The sequence below is a fragment of the Bacillus sp. SRL543 genome (genome assembly GCF_984799205.1).
This window is the reverse complement of the sequence record NZ_OZ481794.1, coordinates 1,448,609-1,470,586: the sequence shown is the minus strand read 5'-3', so window position 1 is coordinate 1,470,586 and position 21,978 is coordinate 1,448,609. Positions and strand designations below refer to the sequence as shown.

The following is a 21,978-nucleotide window of genomic DNA, read 5'->3' as shown; positions in this document are numbered from 1 at the left end:
GCCAGGCCTTTCTTTTAAGATAAGAAAATATATTTTTATACTACGATTACTGTCCAGCAGCTGCGCCTCCCCCCTCGAGGTCACAAGCCCCCCGGATGCTGGTCATGCAGACGTTGCCAAAGGGCGTGGCGATCTTAGTCTGCGTTCCTTAAGGGTGACCAAGACGCTTGCGCTTTTCTTAAATTGTAGCGAGGAGCCTCGCTTTTTCTTCCTTCGTCACATAATTTCTTGCGCGGAATGAGTTGTAGCCATTGTTCCGGATTTTATTGAGGATGGCCCTGTAAAGGATGGCAGCCCCCTTGACCGGCGTCCTCGAAGAAGGGGGATACAAGTGGACTGTTTCCAGCGCCTCTTCATAATATTTCTCTGCGATTTCCGCCAGCTCCTCAAACAGCCCGATGAAAGCGGCATTCAGCTGGCCTGACTGCAGATCTTCCTTCTTGTATCCGTGCTTCTCCATCAAAGCTTCAGGAAGGTAGACCCGATCCCTTTTGAGGTCATCGCCAATATCGCGCAGTATATTGGTGATCTGCATAGCCTGCCCCAGCTTAATGGCGCCATGCTTAAGCTTTTCCGCATTTTCAGGTGCAAGGACAGGAAGCAGCATCAGGCCGACTGTACTCGCGACATGATAGGAATAATGAAGAAGTTCATCGACAGTATAGTATCTTGATTTGTACAGATCCATCTTCTGACCTGCAATCATTTCAAAAAAAGGAGTGCTGTCCATGTCAAAGCGGCCGAACACGTCCCTGAGGGCCGTCCACAGCATAACATCTTGATCGGGCATCCTGCCTTTGAGAAATACGGCAAAACCTTTTTCAAAAGCTGCCACCTCCTCCGCCGGACACGCTCCTTCGTCCACAATATCATCCACCTTGCGGCAAAAAGCATAAATGGCCCATACAGCTTTTTTCTTCTCAGGCGGCAGGAACGAAAAAGCACGGTAAAATGTGGCTGAGTTATTTTTAATGACCTCTTCACAATATTGATAGGCTTCTGCAGCTTTATCCAACGACCGGCACTCCTTCCATTTGTGAATCCTTCTTGTGTTCAAGCTTTATATGGTCAGCCAGCATCTTTGCTCCCTGCAGGACAATCGGGATTCCCCCGCCAGGATGGACGCTTGCCCCGACAGCATAGATATTTTTTTCCCTGAAAGGCTTCAGCTGGGGGCGGAAGGTGCCTGATTGGAACAGAGAAGGCGCTATCCCGAAGCTTCCTCCTCCATACAGTCCTTCGCGGCGTGCATCCTCAGGAGTCCTGACCTTCATCCATTCTATATGCTTTCGCAGCCCGGGGAAGCTGTCCTTTTCAATCCGGCTGATGATTCTGTCAACGTACTCATCCTTGCTGCTCCAGTCGATATGATCACCCGATGGTGCGGGGATAAGGGCATACAGGACGCTTTTCCCTTCAGGTGCAAGAGAGTCATCGATCGCTGAAGGATAGAAAGTATAATAAGAGGGGTCTTCAGGCAGCTGCTGCTGTTTGAAGATTTCATCCATGCTTTTATTGAAATCACTGCCGATGAAAAACTGGTGCACCATGGCTTCTTCATATATTTTGTCTATCCCGAAGTAGAGGAGCAGACAGCCGGAAGAGGCTTTGTAATTTTTCCTGCGGTCCATCAGCTCTTTTTCTGCTACCGGAAAATCGCCGTTGAGGATGAAGGAATCATATTTTTCCTCCTGGCCATTGATGATGGCTCCCTTGGCCTCGCTGCCATCCGTCAGCAGCTTCTCAACACGGCTCTCAAGGCGTATTTCTATTCCCTTTTTCTTAAGCAGCCCTTCAAGCTTGCCGATCAGGCTGGCATAGCCCCCTTTAACATAAAAAATGCCGTGCTTGTGCTCACTATAAGACACAAGGCTGTATATAGCAGGAGTGCTCAGCGGATTGCCCCCGATATATAGAGTCTGAAGAGCATAAGCAATCCTCAGTCTGTCATCTTTAAAATAAGACGAAAGCTGCTTATCCACACTTTTATGGGCATTCATTTTTGCCAGAGAGGATAGTGTCTCCTTATTCCAGAAATCTCCCTTCTCCAAAAAGGGACGCTCCAGGAACTGCGGTCTGCCCGTATGGAAACGATAGTCCATATCCTTCATGAATCGCTGAAACCCTGCGAGGCTTTCGGGGAATTTCCGGCTGATTTCCCGCTCCTGCTCGCCGATGTCCGCATGCTTTATATAGTCGGTTCCGTCCGGAAAAGTAATTTTATAGAGCGGGTCCAGCCTTATCATTTCAAACTGGTCTTTCTCAAGCCCCGCTTCTGCCAGAATACTCTCGATCATATCAGGGAGCAGGACGATGGTTGGCCCCTGATCGATCCGGAAGCCGCTCTCCTCCATAAATGAAAGCCTTCCTCCAAGCCTATTTTCCTTTTCGAAGATGACGACTTCATGGCCGTCGTTTGCCAGCAGCAAAGCGGTTGTCATACCGCCGATCCCTCCGCCGATAACCGCCGTTTTCATAGTGCTTCCTCCAGTCCCGGTAAGCTGCGCCCATCTTCAGCGAATTTCAGTCCGTCTTTCTCCAATATCATCTTCGCCGTAATCCTGGCCGACTCCAATATGGTCGGCAGCCCGCTGCCAGGGTGGGTCCCTCCGCCGACGAGCCATGTATTCCCCGCTTCCTCAAAGCGATTATGGGGTCTCAGCACCATCATTTGCGAAAGCTGATGCCCAAGATTGAAGGTCGCCCCTTTATAGACATGCAGATCATCTTCCCAGTTTCTAGGGCTGATGATTTTTTCAAATTCAATATGATTCCTCAAGCCTTTAAAGCCCGTCTTTTTTTCCACAATATCCATAACAAGGCCCCTGAACTCACCCTGCTTCTGATCCCAGTCAATGCCGCTGAAGTTATTCGGCACAGGTGCAAGGATATAAAGAGCTGATTTTCCTTCCGGCGCCAGCGTCGGGTCGGTTGCGGAGGGATTCTGGATATAGATGGAAGGGTCCCCGGATAAGCTGAGTGTTTTCGTGATTTCTTCTACATTCCTTTTGTAATCTTCGGCAAAGCAGATGGTATGATGCGGAAGATCGTACTGTTTATCCAGACCGAGATAGATCATGAACGTTGAGCAGGAATATTTCTTTTTCTCCAGTTTGCGGGTTTTATACTTTTTCAGATTCCCCTCATTCAGGACAGTGCTCATCGCCTTGGCAAAGTCGGCATTGATGATGACTTCATCAGCAGGCACCTTCTCGCCTGATTCAAGGATGATGCCCTTTGCATCCCGGCCTTCCATCCAAAGGCCCTTCACACCATTTCCGAGGTGTATCCTGCCTCCATGCTCCCTGGTGACTTTCGCCATCGCTTCCGGCAGCTGGTTCAGTCCGCCGATAGGATGGTAGATGCCATACTCGTGCTCCATAAAGGAAAGAATTGAAAATGCACCCGGGCAATCCCATGGAGACATCCCAAGATATTTTGATTGGAAAGTGAAGGCCAGACGAAGCGTTTCACTGTCAAAATAACGGGAAAGGACATCGTAGAGGCTTTTTCCAAGAGACAGTTCAGGCAGCGCTTTAATGACCTTCCAGCTTAGATAGTGCCGGTACCTGTCCATCCTTGATTGCAGGATGGGCATCAATGCTGACATTTTCCTTTCTGTATCTTCCATGAAACGAAGATAGCCGCTGCCATTCCCCGGAAAACTCTCTTCTATCCTGCGGACCATTTCTTTCCGGTCACTTGTGATATGAATTCCGGCATCTTCGAAGATCAGTTCATACATTTCTTTTAATTCCTTGAGGTCCAGGTAATCAGAGAGCCTGCGGCCGCTGGCAGCAAAAAGCTCTTCGGCAATATGCGGCATGCTGAGAAAAGTAGGGCCGATGTCAAAAGTAAAACCGTTCTCCCTTATGCTGCCTGTCCTGCCGCCCAGATATGGCTGCTTTTCATAAACACCCACCTCATACCCACGGCTGGATAGGAGCATGGATGCAGCAAGCCCCCCGGGCCCTGCCCCAATGATCACGATTTTTTTAGCCATCTTCTGGCCTCCTTTCTAATTCTTTTATTATACATAAGTTATACAAATATTATACAGTCAGACTCTTAAACTGGCAATCTTTAAGGCATCCGCCTCTTCCGGCACAAAAGAAAAAAGCCTGCTTAAAGCAGGCTCCAGGGTCAATCAGCAATATTAATGTTGTATTCTTTAAACCATATTTCCATCTGGACAAGATGGGCAAGAAGCTGGGGCCCTGTCATAAGCTGGCCGAACCATGGCTCCTTAAAGGATGTCCCCTCCGTTTCGGTTATGTTCTTCAACTGGTCTTCATCAAAAAATTCATAAAGGGCAGAGCTTCTGTCAGCCAGTATTTCGGAGAGCATGCCCTTTACAGCTTTTGTATATTCCGGATTATGGGTTTTCGGATACGGACTCTTTTTGCGGTATAAAACTTCGTCCGGAAGGATCCCTTCAAGCGCCTTGCGCAGGATTCCTTTTTCCCGGCCGCCGAGCATCTTCATCTCCCATGGGATATTCCATGCATATTCGACCAGCCTGTGGTCAGCAAATGGGACCCTTACCTCAAGGCTCGCTCCCATGCTCATCCTGTCTTTGCGGTCAAGCAGCGTCGTCATGAACCAGATCATATTGAGGTAGAAGAGCTCTCTCCTCCTGGCCTCCTGAGTGCTTTCCCCTTCAAGGACAGGCGTTTCTGCAACAGTTTCCCTGTACTTGCTGTGCATATATTCTTCAAGCTGAAGCTTCTTCCGCCAATGCGGCTTCAGCAATTGCTGCCTTTCCTGAATCGAGCGCATCCACGGAAAGCCGCTGCGGTTCAAATCATCCTGCCGGTGAAACCATGGATAGCCCCCGAATATCTCATCAGCGCATTCCCCCGAAAGACTTACGGTAAAGTCTCTTTTGATTTCTTTACAAAACCACAGCAGCGAAGAATCGACATCAGCCATGCCCGGCAGATCCCTGACACGGACAGCCTCCTTCAAATGTTCGGCCAGCTCGCCTTGAGAAATGATGCTGCTGTGATGGATGGTCTGGAATTTTTCGGTCATCTTCCTGATAAAGGCTCCGTCGGAATTTGGCTGGAATTCATTTGCCTTGAAATGTTTATCATTGCCTTCATAATCAATGGAATACGTGTGGAGGGGCCCTTTCCCCTCTTCTTCATAGACTCGGGAAGCTACCGCCGTAATGGCACTCGAATCGACCCCGCCGGACAGGAAGGTGCATAAGGGCACATCTGATACGAGCTGCCTTGTGACTGCATCAGTAAATAAATGCCTCACTTTTTCCGACGTATCCTCCAAGTTGTCCGTATGCTCCGCACTCTTCACATTCCAATAGCGCCAGATTTTCAGGCCTTCCCTTGATAATGCCAGGGCATGCGCGGGTCTCAGTTCTTTTATCCCTTTAAAGACTCCGCTGCCCGGAGAACGGGACGGGCCCAGCCCAAATATTTCAGCCAGCCCTTCGCGGTCTATTTCAGCGCGGACTTCCGGATGGGCCAGGACCGCTTTAAGCTCGGAGCCGAAAATGATGCCTTTTGCGGTCTCTTTATAGAAAAGCGGCTTAACACCCAGCCGGTCCCTTGCAATGAACAGGCGGCTTTCCTCCTGGTCCCATACCGCAAAGGCAAATATCCCATTCAGGTGATCCAGGCAATTTTCTTTCCATTCTATATAAGCTGTCAGCAGAACTTCTGTATCAGAATGAGTGCTGAAAGAATATCCTTTTATAAGGAGTTCTTTTCGGATGTCTTCTGTATTATAAAGCTCGCCATTATAGCAAATTGTATAAACGCTGCCTTTTGCCTGCCTGGACATCGGCTGTTTGCCTCCGGCAGGGTCGACGACGGACAGCCGTTTATGGCCGAATCCCGCATGGATGCCGGTCCATACGTTTGTGTCATCCGGACCGCGCTTTGCAAGTGTTTCCGCCATTTTCCCAACTGCTGCAGCCTCTTTTCGCAAATCTCTGCTAAAATCAATCCAGCCCGTTATTCCACACATTCTTCATCATCCTTTCGTCAGCGGAAATCAAATAACATCCTTGTGCATGATGCATTGTATGCACAGCCTAGGAAATGGTTAATTGTCCCGAACAGATGATTATTCAAACATAATATTGTCAGAAAATCTGACCGTCTTATTGATAAAGGCAGAAAGTCCAGAGCCATCTTTGACAGAAAGTTAGATTGACGGCATTTAACTCATTACTCTAATCATGAGCTCCTTTTTAATATTTCTGCCCTTTAGGGGCTGCATGAACATTCTTATTGACCTATTGGAATCAATAAACTATTCAAGTATACCGATTGGCTGTTCTTTCACCCGCGATATTTTCATTCGCCAGAGCCCCTGCCAGTACCAAAGCCAGCGATTTTCATTCTTCGGAAGAGCTTAGCGGTTATAAATTCCTGACTTTATGTCTAAAAAGGAAGTTGAAGGAATCATATGGAGGTACAAGATGAACAGACAGCAGCGAACCAAACTCTATGAGTTCCAAACCCGGGCATTCACGCTTGGCACAGTCGAATGCATCAACGAGCAGTGGGTTTTTTTCGATGAAGAAACAGAAGAAGCCTCAATATTGGATGAATTCCTCCATCAGGAAATTGAAGTATTGCGATATAAGCGGTGGAAAAAAGGTGTCTTATTTGAAAATGGGCGGATCGGGCTTGCAGATGAAGTCATCTCGCTGAAAAATCAGGACAGCATCCGGATGAAAAAACATCTCACCTTCTCTCTGGAAAGATTGCTGGATGAAGTAAATGATGATGCCTTTTATCAATTTGTCACCACCTTGAATTCACTCCAATTCTCCATCTTCGACTGTATTTACTGCTATAACCACTTAAACTTCCTGAATGACAGCGAGCGGAAAAACGGAGTCAACTTCATCGTATTTGATAACCAGGACTGCATCTGCAACGTCCAGCATCATTTCTGCTATTACGAAAAAAAGAGCGACCGGTTCGAATTCACACTCAACACAGGAAAAAGGCTTGTTATTGAAAAGATTACTCCATAGAAAAGCGGAGGGCGCTTGCTCAGCCCCGACAAGCATAAGACGAGCAGAGCGGAAGGTTGTTCTTTAACCTTCTGATCTGATTGGCTTATGACTCGAGGGGCTAGCGACCGGAGCTGGACAAATAGAAAGGCGGAGGCGACTGTTCAGGTGCGACAAGCATAAGGCGCTTTGGAATTGAAGGCGTTCTTGGCCTTCGGTTCCAAAGTGACTTATGACTCGAGCACCTAGGAGCCGGAGCTGGACAAATAGAAAAGCGGAGGGCGCTTGCTCAGCCCCGACAAGCATAAGACGAACAGAGCGAAAGGTTTGTTCTTTAACCTTTTGATCTGTTTGGCTTATGACTCGAGGGGCTAGCGCCCGGAGCTGGACAAATAGAAATGACTCGAGGCTCTAGCCGCTGGAGCTGGACAAATAGAAATGCGGAGGCGACTGTTCAATAGAGGAACGCAGGCTAAGAACGCCACGTCCTGTGGCAACGCCTGCATGACCCGCATCCTGCGGGTCTCAAGCATAAGTCGAGCGGGACGAAAGGTCGTTCTTTGACCTTTTGGCCTGATGGCTTATGACTCGAGCACCTAGGAGCCAAATTTGGAAGTGGCAGGTTGAAAAATAAGCGGAGAAATTCCCCCAATTTTCAAAAAACCTCTAAAAATAGCTTAAATAGACGGAGAAATTCCGACTATCGACTCAAAAAACAATAAAATGGGCAACTTCGCTCCGTTTACCCGGAAATTTTCCGCTTATTTATACCCATCCGTGCCATAATCAGCAGTCTAACCGGAAAATCTCCGCTTATTATAAGGCATACTGGCCACTCCAATAAGGATAATACTTCATTTTTTCAAAACCCTCCTTCACTATCCTGCCGCGTCTTATGACAGCGTCTATCAAAAAAGGACCCAAAAAAGTAAAGGCATGGATTTGAATCATCCATGCCTCTCCTATCTTTTCTTCCTCTCATACATGCCGCTTCTCAATCAGCCGTATCCCAAGCCCCATGAGAATTACGCCCATCAATAGGAGGATCGCTACTGGATAAAGCATATCCATGATTGAGTTGCCGGACACTACGGCTCCCTTCAGCATCTCCATTCCATAAGTAATGGGTATGAAGCGCGAAACGCCAACAAGCAGCTCCGAGCTGACAATTTCGATCGGCCAGTATGCCCCGCCAAGCATCGCAAAGCTGACGCTGATCAAAGGAATGATGCTGTTGAATTGGCTCACAGTCTTCACAAGCCCCGTCAGGAAAATGGAAAGTGCCACTATGGAAAACAAATAAGGAATCACCGCAATCAGCACCGTCCCGAACCTTCCATTAAAATCAATTCCTGCACCGAATTTAAAGACAAGAAATACAAAAACAATTTGAATGTATCCAATCAAAAAGCTCCAAAGCAGATTCGCCAGGTACATTTCTGCTTTAGACGTCGGCGATAAGATGAACCGGTCCCACAGCCCGGACTGCTTATCACGCAAAATCTCGGCAACAGTAAACGCCACGGTATAGATCGAAAAGAATAAAGTGAAGCCGAATAAGGACTGCAGCGGCTGGCTGTATTCAGCAGCATCTTTCTGATTGAACGAGGAGAGCCCCAGCTGGAAGGCGGGTTCTTTTTCAGCCTCCTGAAGGGCCTTTTCAGCCGCGGCCGGGTCTCCCGCAAGCTGGACAATCTGCTGTTTCTGCACAGATTTCATATAATAGCGTCCGATATACTGATTCAGCAGCTGCAGATTTTGCGATGCCCCGGCATGATAGATTGTATAGGAATCCTCCCCAAGCTCAACAGCAGCCTCCACATTCCCTTCTGCCACCTTCTTCTTTGCATCGTCTTCAGTCTGCAGGACGAAAGAGAAAGTATCTCCATTGTTCAGCTCATCTATGATTTCCTCATTGCTTCCATTCGCCGGAGAATACATTGGAATTTCTATTTTTACAAAAGCGGACTGCCCAGTAAGATAGGCAAATGCCATACAGATGATGGTTGAGGCAATCAAAGAGCCCGGATTCCTCAAAGTAAGAAGGATTTTCCCCCAAAGCATCCCAATCATGCCGCCTCCCCCTTTCTAGGCTGCAACAGCAGTGCAGTGATTAATAATATGGCAGAAAATACAGCAAGAGACCAGAGCTGGCCGGCCGTTTCTCCAAGCGGATAGCCTTGAAGGATTTTCAAGTAAGCTGATATTCCCGCACCCCCCGGGGAATAAGATCCAAAACTTTCAAAAATGCCGCCCAGCTGGGAAACAGGAAAAAAGCTGCCGCCCACAAAAGCAAGTACAGGGACAAGAAAATTGCCAAACACGCGGCCAGCCCTCTCTGAGCTGCTTCGATAGTTTACTGCAGAAAGCAGGCTGGCAAAGCTTCCAATCATAATGGAAATGACGCCTGTGATGATCAGGTAGTCCATGATATCAGGATATGAAACATCGAAGATAAGTGCCGACAGGCCAAAAAGTATATTCAGCTGCAAAAAGCAAACGATGGCCGCCGCAGAAAAGATGCCTGAAAAGAAAATAAAGTTTGGAACATTTGCAAGAAGGATCCTGTTATACAAATGCTCTTCCTTCTGGGTATAAGCAAAACTGGCTGCCGTGGTTGCCACATAGAAAACAAACATCATACTCATGCCAATGGCATAATAGCTGACAGAGCTGATTTCGTTCACTTTGCTGACCGATTCAATTGCGCCAAGTTCATCGATGCCAGCCTCCTTGATGTCACCGGCAGAAATTCCAAGCGCCTGCATTCCCTGCCATAAAGAAATCTGTTCTTGAAAACTGGCGAGAAAATCACGTATCACGCCGGCCCTGAGCGCATCTGAATCATTCATCTTCAATTCAAGTTCAGGAGCCTCACCTTTCTTCATTAAGCTGTGCCGGTAATAATCAGTTGTAAAGCCTGATGGAATCGTCAGCACCGCGCTGTATTCCTCCTGGCGCTTTGAATCCAGATTTTCTGAGATATAATCCACTTCGATGCTCCGGCTGAATTCTTCATCGCCGAAAACTTCCTCAATCAATATGGCCGCAGGATTGAACTTATTCACTGCATCAGCGGCTTCTTCCTTAGCTTCATCGGGTATAGGGAAATTCTCTATCATTGCGGCTGCTTCTGCAGCACCAGCTTCATAATCATCCTGCACCCATACAGCAAGCTTGATATCAAGATCCGGCATATCATCGCCGTTCAGCGCCCCAAGCGCATTCCCCAGGATGCAGATCAATACAAAGGGCATCAGGAGAAGGATGACCAGTTCACGCGGCTTGCGCCAAAAAAGCAGGAGATCTTTTTTTATCATTTGAAAGAGCATATCGTTCCCCCTTAATCCCTGAGCTGCCGTCCGGTCAGATGCAGGAATACATCTTCAAGGGTAGGCAGTTCTATATTGACAGCCGTTACAATTGTGCCGGTTTGCTCTGCTGAACGGAATATATCCTTCAGCAGATGGACCTCTTTAGGAACAATGATGGTCGCTGTCTGCTCTTGTACAGACAGCTGCCTGATACCTGCATGCTCCTCCAGCAGGCGGATAAATTCCCCTCTCATCAGGTCAACCTTTATATTGATTGCCTGTTCAGCGGACAGGATGCTTTTGATTTCATCTTTTGTCCCGGAAGCGATGATTTCCCCATGGTCCATGATGTAAATCCTGTCGCAGAGATATTCCACCTCTTCCATATAATGGCTCGTATACAGGACTGTCATATTCTTTTCCCTGTTCAGACGTTTCACAGTATCAAGAATGTAATTCCTGGACTGAGGATCGATGCCTACTGTAGGTTCATCCATGATGACCAATTCCGGTTCATGCAGGAGCGCGGCACCGATATTCAGGCGCCGCTTCATGCCTCCTGAGAATGTTTTCACCAAATCCTTTTCCCGGTCCTCAAGGCCGATCATTTCCAGTACTTCTTCTGTTTTTTGTTTTAGCCGCTGCTTGGGCAATCGGTGGATCCTCCCAAAAAATTCGAGATTCTCCCTTGCCGTCAATTCATTGTAAAGAGCGATTTCCTGCGGGACGACACCAAGGATATTCCTGAGTCCAGACGGCTTCTGAAGGATGCTTTCATTCTTGACCCTTACATCCCCGCTCGTCGGCGCCGTAAGAGATGAAATCATCGATATGGTAGTCGACTTCCCCGCCCCATTAGGGCCAAGTAGTCCTACAGTCTCTCCTTTTTCCAAATATAAATTAACACCATTCACTGCGGTCTTATTTTTAAATTTTTTTATAAGCTCTACAGCCTCCAGCATTCCATCTCCTCCTTATTACCTTAAATATACAGCTTCAAGGGAAAGCCGCACTACTGTCTTCCGTCATTAAAACACGCCCCATGATGTGACCTCCGTCACTTTTCAAGGAGATTTCCGGTAAACAGGCATGGAAAAGGGGCTATCTTTATAGCCCCTGGGTTTTTCACATATTGTAAAAATGTTACAGGCAGACTGGAGACCGCCCCGCCATGCCAGTCCATACCTGCTTCTATAAAATCATCTGCCAATCTTAGAGAATATCATTCTTGACTGCAAAAATCGCAAGCTGTGTCCGGTCCCGCAAATCCAGCTTCTGCAGAATCTGGGTCAAGTGGTTTTTTACTGTTCCCACTGACAGATACAGCTCTTTGGCAATTTCCTTATTTGTTTTTCCATGCCCGATGAGCCTGGCTATATCCCGTTCCCTGGGAGTAAGCGGAACTTCCGCCTCTTCGTGGAATGAATGGTCCAGAAGCTTCGGCATGACTTTTGCGGCAACCTGCTCATGGATGCTGATGCCGCCTTCCAGGCAGCTCCTGATCGATTGCAGCAGGCGGGGACCGTCAGAGGTTTTCAGCAGGAACCCATTAGTCCCCTCCTTCAATGTCTGCAGTGCATATTCTTCATCATTGAAAGTAGTCAAAATCAGTATCTTTACGGCTGGCCACCTTTTTCTGATCATCCTGGTCGCTTCTATGCCATTCATGACAGGCATCTGGATATCCATCAGGATGATATCTGCACCATATGACTCCATCTTTTCAATTGCTTCCTGTCCGTTTTCAGCTTCAGCTGCTACAGAAAAGGCACCATCTTGTTCAATGATCATCCGCAGCCCCTGCCTGACAATCATCTGGTCTTCTACAATCAATACCCTGTTCACTTAATATCCCCCTTTACAGGAATGGACCCCTGGATGATAAATTGGCTTCCATCCGAAAAGATCTGGACAGACCCTCCTGCTTCATGGACCCTTTCCCTGATGCTCTTAAGGCCGAAGCTTTCGCGGATGGGGCCATTGCTGTGAAAGCTATTCCTGATTTCAAAGGATACGCCCCCGACAGAGGAGACTCCAAGGACCACATCGACTTCTCTTGAATGGCTGTATTTAAGGCAGTTCGTCAATGCTTCCTGCATGATCCGGTATAAAGCTATACTATGTATATTAGGCAGAGCCAGGCTCAAGACCCCCTGTTTGGTTGTAAAGCGGATTCTGAGGCTGCTTTCGCTTTCAAGCTTCCTCAACAGCTGGATGATGGCAGGGATTCCTTCAATCGCCTCTGATTTAAGGGCCCGCACTGCCCTCCTTGTTTCCTCCAGGCATTCTTCCACTGTCTGCTTCATTCGGGCAATGCTGCTGTTATGCTCCTTAAGCAGCATGCTCTGCATTTCCATTCCGAGCGCTGTCAGCTTATGGCCGACAGAGTCATGGATATCCCGTGCTATCCTTGTCCTTTCCTCGGCCCTGGCTGCCCCTTCATTCTTAAGAGCCTGCCGCTTGGCCTTCCGGTATTCTTCAAGCACCTGATCATAAAGCTCCCTTAGCTCCTCAAGTCTGCAGCGCGCCGAATTCAGGCCGATGCAGGCGGCATATCCCAGGCTTAGTGCGGCAATTGCCAGCATGACCGCAATGACGGATGGCCTGAGTACAATCATGGTCAAGGCCGCCAATACCGCCGTTCCCCCCAGCAGGCTGTAAAAAGCAGCCGGACGAATTGACTGGGCAGCTTCGTACAAGTAAAAAAGCGCAGCCAGCAGCAGAAAAGGCCATGCCTGACTGTCCGAGTATAAGGCAATCAGAGGGAGATTGAGCACCAGCAGGGAAAAAAGGAATAGCTTCCTTTTAGTGACGGCTAGCAGAAAAAAAGCTGCAAACGATAAGGAACAGCTGAAGAGATAAATAGGACGCACTGTGTTTTCGGTGAAAGCAAACAATCCGGCCCATATGATCGCCATAATCAGGAATCGTGTATAAAAAGGTATCATCCGGTCCTCCTTCAAACTCAGAGCATAAGCCAGGACGGCGGTTCAGATCAGCGGAACCGCCATCCCAAAAAGGATGTCAAAACTTGTCGGAGTTATCCTTCGGAGCTTCCTCGTCTTCTCTCTTTTTTATAGCTTCAAGCACTTCTTGCTGAGTTAAAACCGGATGGCTGCTATGCTTTCCAAATGCCTGGACAGCATAAGAGATCGCAATCAGCACAACAACAAGAATAATCAAGATCCAGGCTCCTGACATATTTCTCCCCCCTAAAAGGTCCAGTTCTTACAATGGCTTATGGCAGATTCAAAGCAGCTTTTTTGCCAAGCTCCTTTTCGAACTGTTCAGCACCAAGCGGCCTGTGTATAAAGTACCCCTGGGCAAAATGGCATTTCAAGTCTTTCAGCAGGCGCATTTGCTCTGCGGTTTCCACTCCTTCGGCCACCACTTTTACATGCAGGCCGAGCCCCATGGTGATGATTGCATTCACAATGGCAATATCAGGGGAACCGGAGCGGAGATTATCTATGAAAGAACGGTCGATCTTCAAGGCGTCTATCGGCAGATGCTTCAAATAGCTCAATGAAGAATAGCCTGTCCCAAAATCGTCAATGGCGACCCTTATGCCTTTCCTCTGCAGCTCCTGTATCACAAGGATGCTGTTCTCCATATTCCGGAGCATCGAGCTCTCTGTCAGCTCCAGCACTAAATACTGCGGTTCGAGCATTGTTTCCTGCAGTACATCGAGGACTTTATCCACAAAACCCGGCTGCTGGAACTGGTGTACAGATACATTAACAGACACCGACAAGCTCCCGAGCCCCTTCACATGCCATTCTTTCGTCTGTCTGCAGGCAGTTTGCAGCACCCAATGTCCTATATCATTGATCAGACCGGTTTCTTCAGCCAGCGGGATGAAATCACCCGGCGATACCAGCCCAAGCTTCGGATGATTCCAGCGGATCAGCGCCTCGCTTCCATAAATTGAGCCGGTTTCAAGATTTGTAAGCGGCTGATAGCAGAGAAAGAATTCTTCCTTCTGCAGGGCTTTTCTCAAATAGCTCTCCAATTCCAGCTTAATCAGCGTCTGCTCATTCATTTCAGTAGAATAGTAAGTAAGCCTGTTTCCGCCTTGATGTTTCGAACGGTTCATGGCAATATCGGCATTTTTCATCAATGTTTCTTTATTCGATCCATCTCCCGGATAGAGGCTCGCACCGATGCTGCCGGTTATAAAGAATTCCTGTTCGCCATAATAGACCGGGGCAGAAATTGCCTGCAGAATATGATTGGACAGCTTAGTAACCCTGGAGGAATCCGCCTCCTTCGCAAGGATCAGCGTGAATTTATCCCCGCTGAATCGGCCGAAAAAGGATCCGGGAGGGAGGATTGCTTCAATCCTTCCTGCGATCTGCTTGAGTATCTGATCGCCCGCATAATGCCCCAGGCTGTCATTGATGACCTTAAAGCGGTCTATATCCATAAAAAGAACAGCAAGCGGGCGCTTTTTCTTTTTCGCCTTCTGCAGTAGGACGTTCAGTTCTTCCATGAATTTCAAGCGGTTGGGCAGCCCTGTATCTTTATCATAATAAGCAAGCTGGGTCATTTCCTCTTCGATTCTCTTTTTTTCGGTGATATTCCTTCCGATGCAGTATATCCCGGCAGGCTCCCCATCTACTGTGATCGGAATATTTTTAAGCTCATAAAAATTCCTGTCTCCATTTTTTGATTGAATTTCGAGATTATAATACTGCTCTTTCCCTTTCACCGTCCGGTAGAAATGCCTCCTGACCCTTGGCACATCCCTGCTGTCGATGAATCTGAGCGCAGGTTTTCCGATCACCTCTTTTTCATTGAAGCCGAAATTCCGCTTAAAGGCTGGATTAATGCTTGTAAAATTGCCCTGCATATCGGTTGAATAAACAAAATCGGCATTATTGTCAAAAAGGGAACGGTAGTATTGCTCAGATACACTTAAACTATTATTCAGCACCTTTATATCATCCTTGGAAGCATGCATTAAATGGGTCATAGCAGAGAGAGTATGGAAATGCTTTGGTTTGGTATAGTCACCAAAACCCTTGCGGATCTTTTTCACCTGCCGGGCTCCTTCTGTGATGGAGAGGTATGTAAAGGCATGTCCAACCATTTTTGGTCCTCCATCCGATTTTGCCGCAATTTCTCCATATGTGAAAAATCCTGATGCAGGAGCGATTTCCTGGAACCATTCCAGCTCCTTATGAGTAAAATCGCGGAGGAACCCTTTCCTTGCAAGGCAGGCATAGACAAAAAAGGCTTCAGCAGGCTTTCTCGCCAGATTTTGCAGATCTTTAACAGATGCCTCGATAATTTCATCAATATTCAGATAAGCAAACGTAAGCTTTTGGCCTTCTTTTACAGGGCGGTTTACCTCAACTGCACCATTTTCCAGCACCTTTGTTATAAAAATGGAGGCCTTTTCTTCATCCCCCTCCAGCAGGAAGGGAAATTCAATCGCTGATGCCGGCAGGCCCCTGACCAGTTCTTCACCAAGATACTGCTTCAGGATCTGCAGCGGCTTCTTATCATCTATGCTGTAAATCTGATTGTGCCTGGCTTTTGTGACTGCAAAGCTTTTGCCGATTTCCTGCCATCTGTAATTGCTGCCTGCTTCAACGATAAGCCCCTCGTTCTGGAGGACAGCCGCGGCGACTCCCCTCCCTGACATTTCTCCGCCGGCAAAAACGGCGGTCTTATCCAAATTCCCGTGATTTCCTGCCGCTCCCCCTGCAACCGCTATATCAGGACGGATATCATGGACACCCTCGAGGACTGCCTGCATATCCAGATCAAATCCCGCCGAAAAGAGAATCAAAGCTTTTGCATCATAAGAGGCAAGCACCGCGGCGATGCTTCTGCCCATTTCAAATGGATTCCGGTAGTCTTCGCTTCTGAATAAACCTGTTTTCACCTGTGTTTCCTTGAATAAGGAAAAAGTGATGACTATCTCTCCTTCAAGCATCTTCCCATTGTAAATCTCTCCCGCGGAAGAGCAGCCAATCACAGCTGCAGAAGGGAGATGATCTTTCAATGCAATCATTATTTCAGGGATATCCCTGCTGTCTTCTGTCCCGGAGAATACCTGTACAAGAACGTTCGGATATTCGCCGATTGCTTTTTCCTGAATATATTGAATCAGCCTGCTTTTATCTATATATCTACAGCTTAAAGTTAATAGCATGATCTCCACCACATTATGTTATTTTATCTCTATGATAAAAATACCATATTTACCTGAAGATAACATGGCAATTGTGGAAATATTATGTTGAATAACTGCTTGTGAGGAATTCTGGAAGAGTCGGGGAGGGGAAATCCGGAAGGAAAACAGCAAATAGACCCAAACAAAAAAACTGCCGGAGCAGTTTTTCGTTTGGTGCTTTCTTATGCAAAAGGATGGAATCCAAGCGGCAGCCTCAATCCGAGGTAGATGACAAGAATTGCCGCTACAACGAACTGGCCCCACAGGATGGACGTTTTCTTTCCTTTTGTTGTGCGGATGATGATCATTTCAATCATGGCGATCACCCATAAGCCAAGAAGGGCCTTCAGCACATACAGCAGGTCAATATTAATGGAAGTCAGCATCCAAATGCCCGTTCCGATGATCAGCAGATAAAAGAGCCTTAAAATCATCTGAACTACCTTTACACCTTTTGCTTTGCCGCTGTTATGCATTCCAAGTGCTGCGAAAAATAAGACAAGTGCTACAACCCAGGTAAAAATATGTGCGTGTGTCATTCACCAGGCCTCCTATTAAAAATTCGTTTAAATCATACCATATCTGCATGGAAAAGCCTAAGATTAAGACAATCCTCCAAAGAGCCGGCGCTGATTTTGTGACAGTTGTGTTAAAAGTTCCGTGTTTCCCTTTACGCCTCAATCCTGTTGCGGAGCGTCCCTATTTTCTCGACGGTGATTTCCATTACATCTCCAGGCTTGAGGAAGCGCGGCGGCTTGAATCCCTTTCCAACCCCTGCAGGTGTGCCAGTCGCAATGATATCTCCCGGCTCAAGGGTCATCCCCTTGGAAAGCTCGGAAATGATGACCTCAATCGGAAAAATGAAGTTCTCCGTATTGGAGCTTTGCCTGACCTCCCCATTGATCTTTGTTTCAATATCGAGCCTGCCGGGATTTTCAATGGCAGATCTATGAACAATCCATGGACCCATGGGACAGGTCGAATCAAGGCTTTTGCCAAGAAAGAATTGTTTATGCCGTGCCTGAAGGTCCCTGGCAGTTACATCATTGATGATTGTATAGCCGAAAACATGGCTGAGTGCTTCTTCCTCCTTTATGCCGCGTCCAGACTTGCCGATCACAACAGCAAGCTCCCCTTCGTAATCGAGCTGCTCAGTCACTTCAGTATGAGAAAGCACCTCCTCTTCGGGGCCAGAAACAGATGTCGGCGCCTTTGTGAAAACCATGATATGTTCAGGTATATCATCCTTGCTTCCCATTTCAATGGCATGCTCGGCATAGTTTTTTCCCACGCAAAATATGTTTTTCAGCGGCTTTGGAATCGGTGCCAGCAGCTTCACTGATTCGAGCGGAAGCAAAAGCTCCTTCCCGGCTTCATTGCCTATGGCCCAGTCCAGGAGCTCCCGTGCATTATGTAAAAATTCTTCCCCCAGGGAGACTGCCTCCAGCAGCGAATCCGGGATCGTCTTATTCCCGCCCCTTCTTGCTTCTGCCTTCGCAAGAGGCAGGATCAGATCAGCCCCGTCTTCCAGGATTCCGATAAAAACCCCGCTTTCATTCTCAGCAGTTGCAAATCTCATAGTCATCACCTCTGTCTTTTTATGTTTCTAGTATAATACAAATTTTCTGAAAGCGCCTTGATGGGAAACTATAACAAAAAGAAACCTTCAGGGCTTTCCTGCAGGCATATTCCTACGGCCGGGTAAGACTGCGGAGGTATTCCTCTGCTTCCTCCGGGTTATGGAAAATATACACATCCTTTTCTTTCGCAGCGGAAAGTTTGGCAAGGATGGCTGGTGCTTTATCCTTCTTATAGCGGGCGATCCACTTCAAAAACTGCCAGTCGAGCTGTTCCGGACACCCCTCTGCCATATCCGGCCTTGTGCGGCCGTGATTCATGACCCTTCTTTTCAGGGCCCCATACAGACAGCGGACTGTAGAATAGTGCAGGAAGAAGATAGAATCAGATGCCTCTATCCTCATTTCAATCGTTCCTCCATAATTTCCGTCCAGGATCCACTGTTCCTTTTGCAGCAAACCTTCCTGGACCCGGATCCATTCCTCCCGTTCCGTTGGTACCCAGCCTTCATGCCAGAACAGGGCATCCAGATGGATTACTTCAAGCCCGGTAATCTTCCCAAGCCTTTTGGCGAAGGTTGATTTCCCTGCCCCCGCCGATCCGACAATGATTGCCTTTTTCATTTGTTTCTCCTGAGCGGCGGAACTGACAGGTATGTAGCGCTTCTCCATAGCCATTCAAACGGCCCGTATTTGAACTGGGCAAGCCATAGCCTGCTTAGAAGGATCTGGAACAGATAGATCCCAACTGCAAGCAGCGTGCCGCCTGCCAAAGAAATATCTCCATAAAAGCCGAGGCCATATCCGTAAAAGATCAGGGTACAGACAATCGATTGAAAAAGATAATTGCTCAATGACATTCTTCCCACCCATGTGAGCGGCATAAGCAGACGGCTGCCCTTTTCCGTCTCAGCCAGCAGCGCAATCATAATCGCATAGGAGACGGCGAGGAGCGGGCCCCCGAATAGATCCTGAAAAAAACCGGATGCCAGGTTGTCAGGACCGATATAAGGCACCAGCTTGATCAGCAGTCCTGCGGCAAAGAATACAGCGAACATGATGGCAGCCCTCTTTTGATAGTTCGCCGGCTTTTCCAGCAGCTTCAGCTTTGCTGCTCCGGCTCCAATAAGGAACAGCGGCATAATGGAAAGGAGCAGAATGATAAATGAAACTTCATTATTTACCATATACCAATCTTGGATCCTCTGTGATGTGACTTCCGCAAATGTCCCGTCCCTGTACACAGCACTCGATGAGACTGCCGATTCCAGGTCATATAAAGAAGCTTCGCTGTCCGGGACAAACAGGACTGCCACCAGCATCAGCAGGCCCATAAGCAGATTTGGCACGATATACAGCAGTGTTCCCATTATTAGAAGGGCCTTTCCGGACAATCGGAAGAATAATAGCGCAATCAGGCCGAAAACCGCATAATTTACCAGTATATCTCCATGCCAGATGAGAAAAGCGTGCAAAAGGCCAGCTGCCAGAAGGACAAGAAATCTCCTTGATCCTACGGCCGCGAAGCTGTAGCCCCTTTCTATGGCCCTTTCTCTCAAAATGATCACCCCATAGCCGAACAATAGGGAAAATAAAGGATAGAAACTGGCTTGTGCAAATATGTCGATGAATGCATATACAGCTTTATCAAGGGAGCTGTCCCACCATCGATGCGGATCAAGATATAAAAGAGGGGAGTGGAACGACATCATGTTCACGAGGAAGATGCCGAGTATGGCAAAGCCCCTCATCATATCCAGTGAAGCAATCCGGTCTTTTTCTTGGATAGGCAATAATTTTTCAGGCATACAATTCTCCTTTTCATAGTCTACCTATTAATAATAGATAGGCAGGAAAAGAAAGTCCACCAGGATTTTCCCATAAAAAAAAGCCGCCCTAGAGCGGCCTCTGCTGCTGAATGAGCTAATTCACAAAACGTCCGCCTTTTCCATTGGCCTGCCAGTATTCCTTGCGGAGCCGGATTTTCTGTATTTTCCCGGATGCGGTCTTCGGAAGCTCGTTCACGAAGGTCACCCCTGTTATCGCTTTGAAATGAGCCAGTCTGTCCCTCGTGAACAGGATGAATTCTTCTGCAGATATCACCGCATCTTCCTTTTTCACAATGAAGGCGTGCGGAGTTTCTCCCCACTTTTCGTGAGGCACCGCAATGACAGCGGCCTCGAGTACTGCCGGATGGTCATAGAGCACCCCTTCCACCTCAATGGAAGAGATATTTTCCCCTCCGGAAATGATGATGTCCTTTTTCCTGTCTACAATATCTATATTGCCGTTAGAATCCACAGTGGCCATATCTCCTGTATAAAGCCAGCCGCCTCGGATCGCTTCCATCGTCGCTTCTTCATTCTTCCAGTAGCCCTTCATGACTCCATTGCTTCTTGTGATCACTTCGCCGATCTGCTTCCCGTCAGCTTTCACATCTTCGCCATCCTCATCAACTACCTTGACCTCACAGCCTATCATGCTGTACCCTGCTTTTGCTTTCATCCGGTATTGTTCTTCCACCGGCAGATGTGAAAGATGGGACCGGATGGAAGAAATCGTGCTGAGCGGGGAAGATTCCGTCATTCCGTACACCTGGATGAATTCCCATCCCAATTCTCTTTCTGCCTTTGCCACAAACGCAGGCGGAGGTGCAGACCCGGCAATGACCACACGGACATCCCTCCCTGCCGGCAGCCTGCTGCTGCCATGATACTGGAGCAGGGAATTGAGAACGGTCGGCGCCATATGCAGGACCGTCCCGCCGTGCTCCTGCAGTGCCTGGAAGATGCTTTCCGGATCTGCCTTCCTGAGGCATACCTGGGAAGCACCGTTTGCAGTGTAATAGAAAGGCGACCCCCAGCCGTTGACATGGAACATAGGAAGCACATGAACAAGGACGTCCCTGTCGGTTACCCCGAGATGATGCATGGTGCTTAAAGCGTGAAGATAGTTATTCCGGTGGGTCAGCATGACCCCCTTCGGATTTCCGGTCGTGCCGCTCGTATACAGCAGGCTGCAGACGTCATTCTCATCCAGCTGCGCCCGGGGAAACCGGCCATCTTCCTGCCCTTTGAGCCAATCATCATACCCCTCTTCTGCCGTTTGCTCATTTTTATAATGGACAATGATTTTTTCGACTGTCTGGAGCTGGTCCTTGACCGGCAGGATGAGGTGATAGAGATCCTGATCGGCAAACAGGACCTTCGCCCCGCTGTGGTTCAGTATGTAAAGATAATCCTCCGGCTTCAATCTGATATTCAGCGGGACCATGATGCCGCCTGTCTGGAAAACACCATAAAACCCTTCCAGCATCTCGACGGAATTCGGGGCAAGGTAGGCAATCCTGTCTCCTTTTTCCACCCCAAGCCCCTTAAGGCCATAAGACAGCTTGTTAACCCGGCTGCCCCATTCGCGGTAGGTAAAGCTTCGTTCATCGGCAAAAATGGCTTCTTTATCAGCATACAGTGAAACGGCGCGGTCTAAGAAATGTGTGAGCAGCAATGGGACTTCCATAAACAGCCTCCTTTGTTAAAAGTCTGAATTTACAGTCATTTTAACATATCTTGCTTTTAATTACACAGCAGGATTGCTTCTGCACCATTATTTTGGGCTTTTTTATCACAATCCCGGCATAGGCACATACGATAGTACAGAAACCAATAGTCAAAGGATGTTTTTATATGCCGGCAATCGTAGGAGTCGCACAGGTAGTATCAATCGGGAGCAGTTCTGTCTTCCATATCGGGGATGTATATAAAATCATGCCTGTTTCCAATGCCAAGACCTTTTCCGGCGCTGGCTCGTTCAATACCGGAGATGGACTCAATGTCTATAACAGACAAAGCACGACCAACACGTTTGATCAGGACGGGATCGATCAGGGCAATTATTTCAATGCTTGACCATAGG

18 protein-coding genes are annotated in these 21,978 nt (G+C 47.8%); 2 read left to right on the top strand and 16 right to left on the bottom strand.

The window, feature by feature from the left end; genetic code table 11:
• Positions 1–178: 178 nt before the first annotated feature.
• From AC4E8B_RS07510 to asnB, 4 genes are all read right to left on the bottom strand, one after another.
• Complete coding sequence (locus tag AC4E8B_RS07510; protein WP_490217959.1) at positions 179–1,015, bottom strand: phytoene/squalene synthase family protein; 837 nt, start codon at positions 1,013–1,015, stop codon at positions 179–181.
• Positions 1,008–2,477: a phytoene desaturase family protein gene (locus AC4E8B_RS07505; RefSeq protein WP_490217958.1), complete on the bottom strand. Its 1,470-nt coding sequence runs from the start codon at positions 2,475–2,477 to the stop codon at positions 1,008–1,010. Before AC4E8B_RS07505 ends, AC4E8B_RS07510 begins: the two co-directional genes overlap by 8 nt.
• Positions 2,474–4,003 (bottom strand): phytoene desaturase family protein, encoded by a 1,530-nt coding sequence (locus tag AC4E8B_RS07500; RefSeq protein ID WP_490217957.1) that lies wholly within the window; start codon positions 4,001–4,003, stop codon positions 2,474–2,476. The genes AC4E8B_RS07505 and AC4E8B_RS07500 overlap by 4 nt, the downstream gene beginning before the upstream one ends.
• A 140-nt stretch (positions 4,004–4,143) precedes the next feature.
• Positions 4,144–5,991, bottom strand: a complete 1,848-nt coding sequence (gene asnB / locus AC4E8B_RS07495) for an asparagine synthase (glutamine-hydrolyzing) (protein WP_490217956.1) — start codon at positions 5,989–5,991, stop codon at positions 4,144–4,146.
• Between the two features lie 457 nt (positions 5,992–6,448).
• On the opposite strand from asnB, the gene AC4E8B_RS07490 reads away from it, so the two are divergent.
• Positions 6,449–7,012 carry a DUF2777 domain-containing protein gene (locus AC4E8B_RS07490; protein WP_490219560.1) on the top strand — a complete coding sequence of 188 codons (564 nt, stop codon included), beginning with the start codon at positions 6,449–6,451 and terminating at the stop codon, positions 7,010–7,012.
• Positions 7,013–7,969: 957 nt separating this feature from the next.
• Here the strand turns inward: AC4E8B_RS07490 and AC4E8B_RS07485 are convergent.
• From AC4E8B_RS07485 to AC4E8B_RS07430, 12 genes are all read right to left on the bottom strand, one after another.
• Complete coding sequence (locus tag AC4E8B_RS07485) at positions 7,970–9,064, bottom strand: ABC transporter permease (protein WP_490217955.1); 1,095 nt, start codon at positions 9,062–9,064, stop codon at positions 7,970–7,972.
• The gene (locus AC4E8B_RS07480; protein ID WP_490217954.1) at positions 9,061–10,311 is read right to left on the bottom strand and encodes an ABC transporter permease; all 1,251 of its coding nucleotides are present in this window, start codon (positions 10,309–10,311) and stop codon (positions 9,061–9,063) included. Before AC4E8B_RS07480 ends, AC4E8B_RS07485 begins: the two co-directional genes overlap by 4 nt.
• Positions 10,312–10,334: 23 nt before the next feature.
• A complete protein-coding gene (locus AC4E8B_RS07475; protein ID WP_490217953.1) occupies positions 10,335–11,267 on the bottom strand; it encodes an ABC transporter ATP-binding protein in 933 nt (310 codons plus the stop codon).
• A 250-nt stretch (positions 11,268–11,517) separates the two neighbouring features.
• Positions 11,518–12,150 carry a response regulator transcription factor gene (locus AC4E8B_RS07470; RefSeq protein WP_490217952.1) on the bottom strand — a complete coding sequence of 211 codons (633 nt, stop codon included), beginning with the start codon at positions 12,148–12,150 and terminating at the stop codon, positions 11,518–11,520.
• Positions 12,147–13,253, bottom strand: a complete 1,107-nt coding sequence (locus tag AC4E8B_RS07465) for a sensor histidine kinase (RefSeq protein WP_490217951.1) — start codon at positions 13,251–13,253, stop codon at positions 12,147–12,149. Before AC4E8B_RS07465 ends, AC4E8B_RS07470 begins: the two co-directional genes overlap by 4 nt.
• Before the next feature lie 76 nt (positions 13,254–13,329).
• Positions 13,330–13,506 (bottom strand): hypothetical protein, encoded by a 177-nt coding sequence (locus AC4E8B_RS07460; RefSeq protein WP_490217950.1) that lies wholly within the window; start codon positions 13,504–13,506, stop codon positions 13,330–13,332.
• Between the two features lie 37 nt (positions 13,507–13,543).
• The gene (locus AC4E8B_RS07455) at positions 13,544–16,468 is read right to left on the bottom strand and encodes a bifunctional diguanylate cyclase/phosphodiesterase (RefSeq protein WP_490217949.1); all 2,925 of its coding nucleotides are present in this window, start codon (positions 16,466–16,468) and stop codon (positions 13,544–13,546) included.
• Between the two features lie 203 nt (positions 16,469–16,671).
• Complete coding sequence (locus tag AC4E8B_RS07450) at positions 16,672–17,028, bottom strand: YisL family protein (RefSeq protein WP_490217948.1); 357 nt, start codon at positions 17,026–17,028, stop codon at positions 16,672–16,674.
• Positions 17,029–17,159: 131 nt separating this feature from the next.
• Positions 17,160–18,068: a fumarylacetoacetate hydrolase family protein gene (locus AC4E8B_RS07445; RefSeq protein ID WP_490217947.1), complete on the bottom strand. Its 909-nt coding sequence runs from the start codon at positions 18,066–18,068 to the stop codon at positions 17,160–17,162.
• A gap of 112 nt (positions 18,069–18,180) precedes the next feature.
• Positions 18,181–18,690: a DNA topology modulation protein gene (locus AC4E8B_RS07440; protein ID WP_490217946.1), complete on the bottom strand. Its 510-nt coding sequence runs from the start codon at positions 18,688–18,690 to the stop codon at positions 18,181–18,183.
• Positions 18,687–19,874, bottom strand: coding sequence for a DUF418 domain-containing protein (locus tag AC4E8B_RS07435; RefSeq protein WP_490217945.1), 1,188 nt, complete (start codon positions 19,872–19,874; stop codon positions 18,687–18,689). Before AC4E8B_RS07435 ends, AC4E8B_RS07440 begins: the two co-directional genes overlap by 4 nt.
• A 115-nt stretch (positions 19,875–19,989) precedes the next feature.
• Entirely contained in the window at positions 19,990–21,582 is a 1,593-nt protein-coding gene (locus AC4E8B_RS07430; protein WP_490217944.1) for a long-chain-fatty-acid--CoA ligase, read from the bottom strand.
• Between the two features lie 167 nt (positions 21,583–21,749).
• On the opposite strand from AC4E8B_RS07430, the gene AC4E8B_RS07425 reads away from it, so the two are divergent.
• On the top strand, positions 21,750–21,971 hold the full coding sequence (locus tag AC4E8B_RS07425; protein WP_490217943.1) for a spore germination protein: 222 nt from the start codon (positions 21,750–21,752) through the stop codon (positions 21,969–21,971).
• Positions 21,972–21,978: the final 7 nt, after the last annotated feature.

Coding starts and splice junctions, on each gene's coding strand:
- AC4E8B_RS07505 (WP_490217958.1), bottom strand. CDS start 2,477: ATGAAAACGGCGGTTATCGGCGGAGGGATCGGCGGTATGACAACCGCT.
- AC4E8B_RS07500 (WP_490217957.1), bottom strand. CDS start 4,003: ATGGCTAAAAAAATCGTGATCATTGGGGCAGGGCCCGGGGGGCTTGCT.
- asnB (WP_490217956.1), bottom strand. CDS start 5,991: ATGTGTGGAATAACGGGCTGGATTGATTTTAGCAGAGATTTGCGAAAA.
- AC4E8B_RS07490 (WP_490219560.1), top strand. CDS start 6,449: ATGAACAGACAGCAGCGAACCAAACTCTATGAGTTCCAAACCCGGGCA.
- AC4E8B_RS07485 (WP_490217955.1), bottom strand. CDS start 9,064: ATGATTGGGATGCTTTGGGGGAAAATCCTTCTTACTTTGAGGAATCCG.
- AC4E8B_RS07480 (WP_490217954.1), bottom strand. CDS start 10,311: ATGATAAAAAAAGATCTCCTGCTTTTTTGGCGCAAGCCGCGTGAACTG.
- AC4E8B_RS07475 (WP_490217953.1), bottom strand. CDS start 11,267: ATGCTGGAGGCTGTAGAGCTTATAAAAAAATTTAAAAATAAGACCGCA.
- AC4E8B_RS07465 (WP_490217951.1), bottom strand. CDS start 13,253: ATGATACCTTTTTATACACGATTCCTGATTATGGCGATCATATGGGCC.
- AC4E8B_RS07460 (WP_490217950.1), bottom strand. CDS start 13,506: ATGTCAGGAGCCTGGATCTTGATTATTCTTGTTGTTGTGCTGATTGCG.
- AC4E8B_RS07455 (WP_490217949.1), bottom strand. CDS start 16,468: ATGCTATTAACTTTAAGCTGTAGATATATAGATAAAAGCAGGCTGATT.
- AC4E8B_RS07450 (WP_490217948.1), bottom strand. CDS start 17,028: ATGACACACGCACATATTTTTACCTGGGTTGTAGCACTTGTCTTATTT.
- AC4E8B_RS07445 (WP_490217947.1), bottom strand. CDS start 18,068: ATGAGATTTGCAACTGCTGAGAATGAAAGCGGGGTTTTTATCGGAATC.
- AC4E8B_RS07440 (WP_490217946.1), bottom strand. CDS start 18,690: ATGAAAAAGGCAATCATTGTCGGATCGGCGGGGGCAGGGAAATCAACC.
- AC4E8B_RS07435 (WP_490217945.1), bottom strand. CDS start 19,874: ATGCCTGAAAAATTATTGCCTATCCAAGAAAAAGACCGGATTGCTTCA.
- AC4E8B_RS07430 (WP_490217944.1), bottom strand. CDS start 21,582: ATGGAAGTCCCATTGCTGCTCACACATTTCTTAGACCGCGCCGTTTCA.
- AC4E8B_RS07425 (WP_490217943.1), top strand. CDS start 21,750: ATGCCGGCAATCGTAGGAGTCGCACAGGTAGTATCAATCGGGAGCAGT.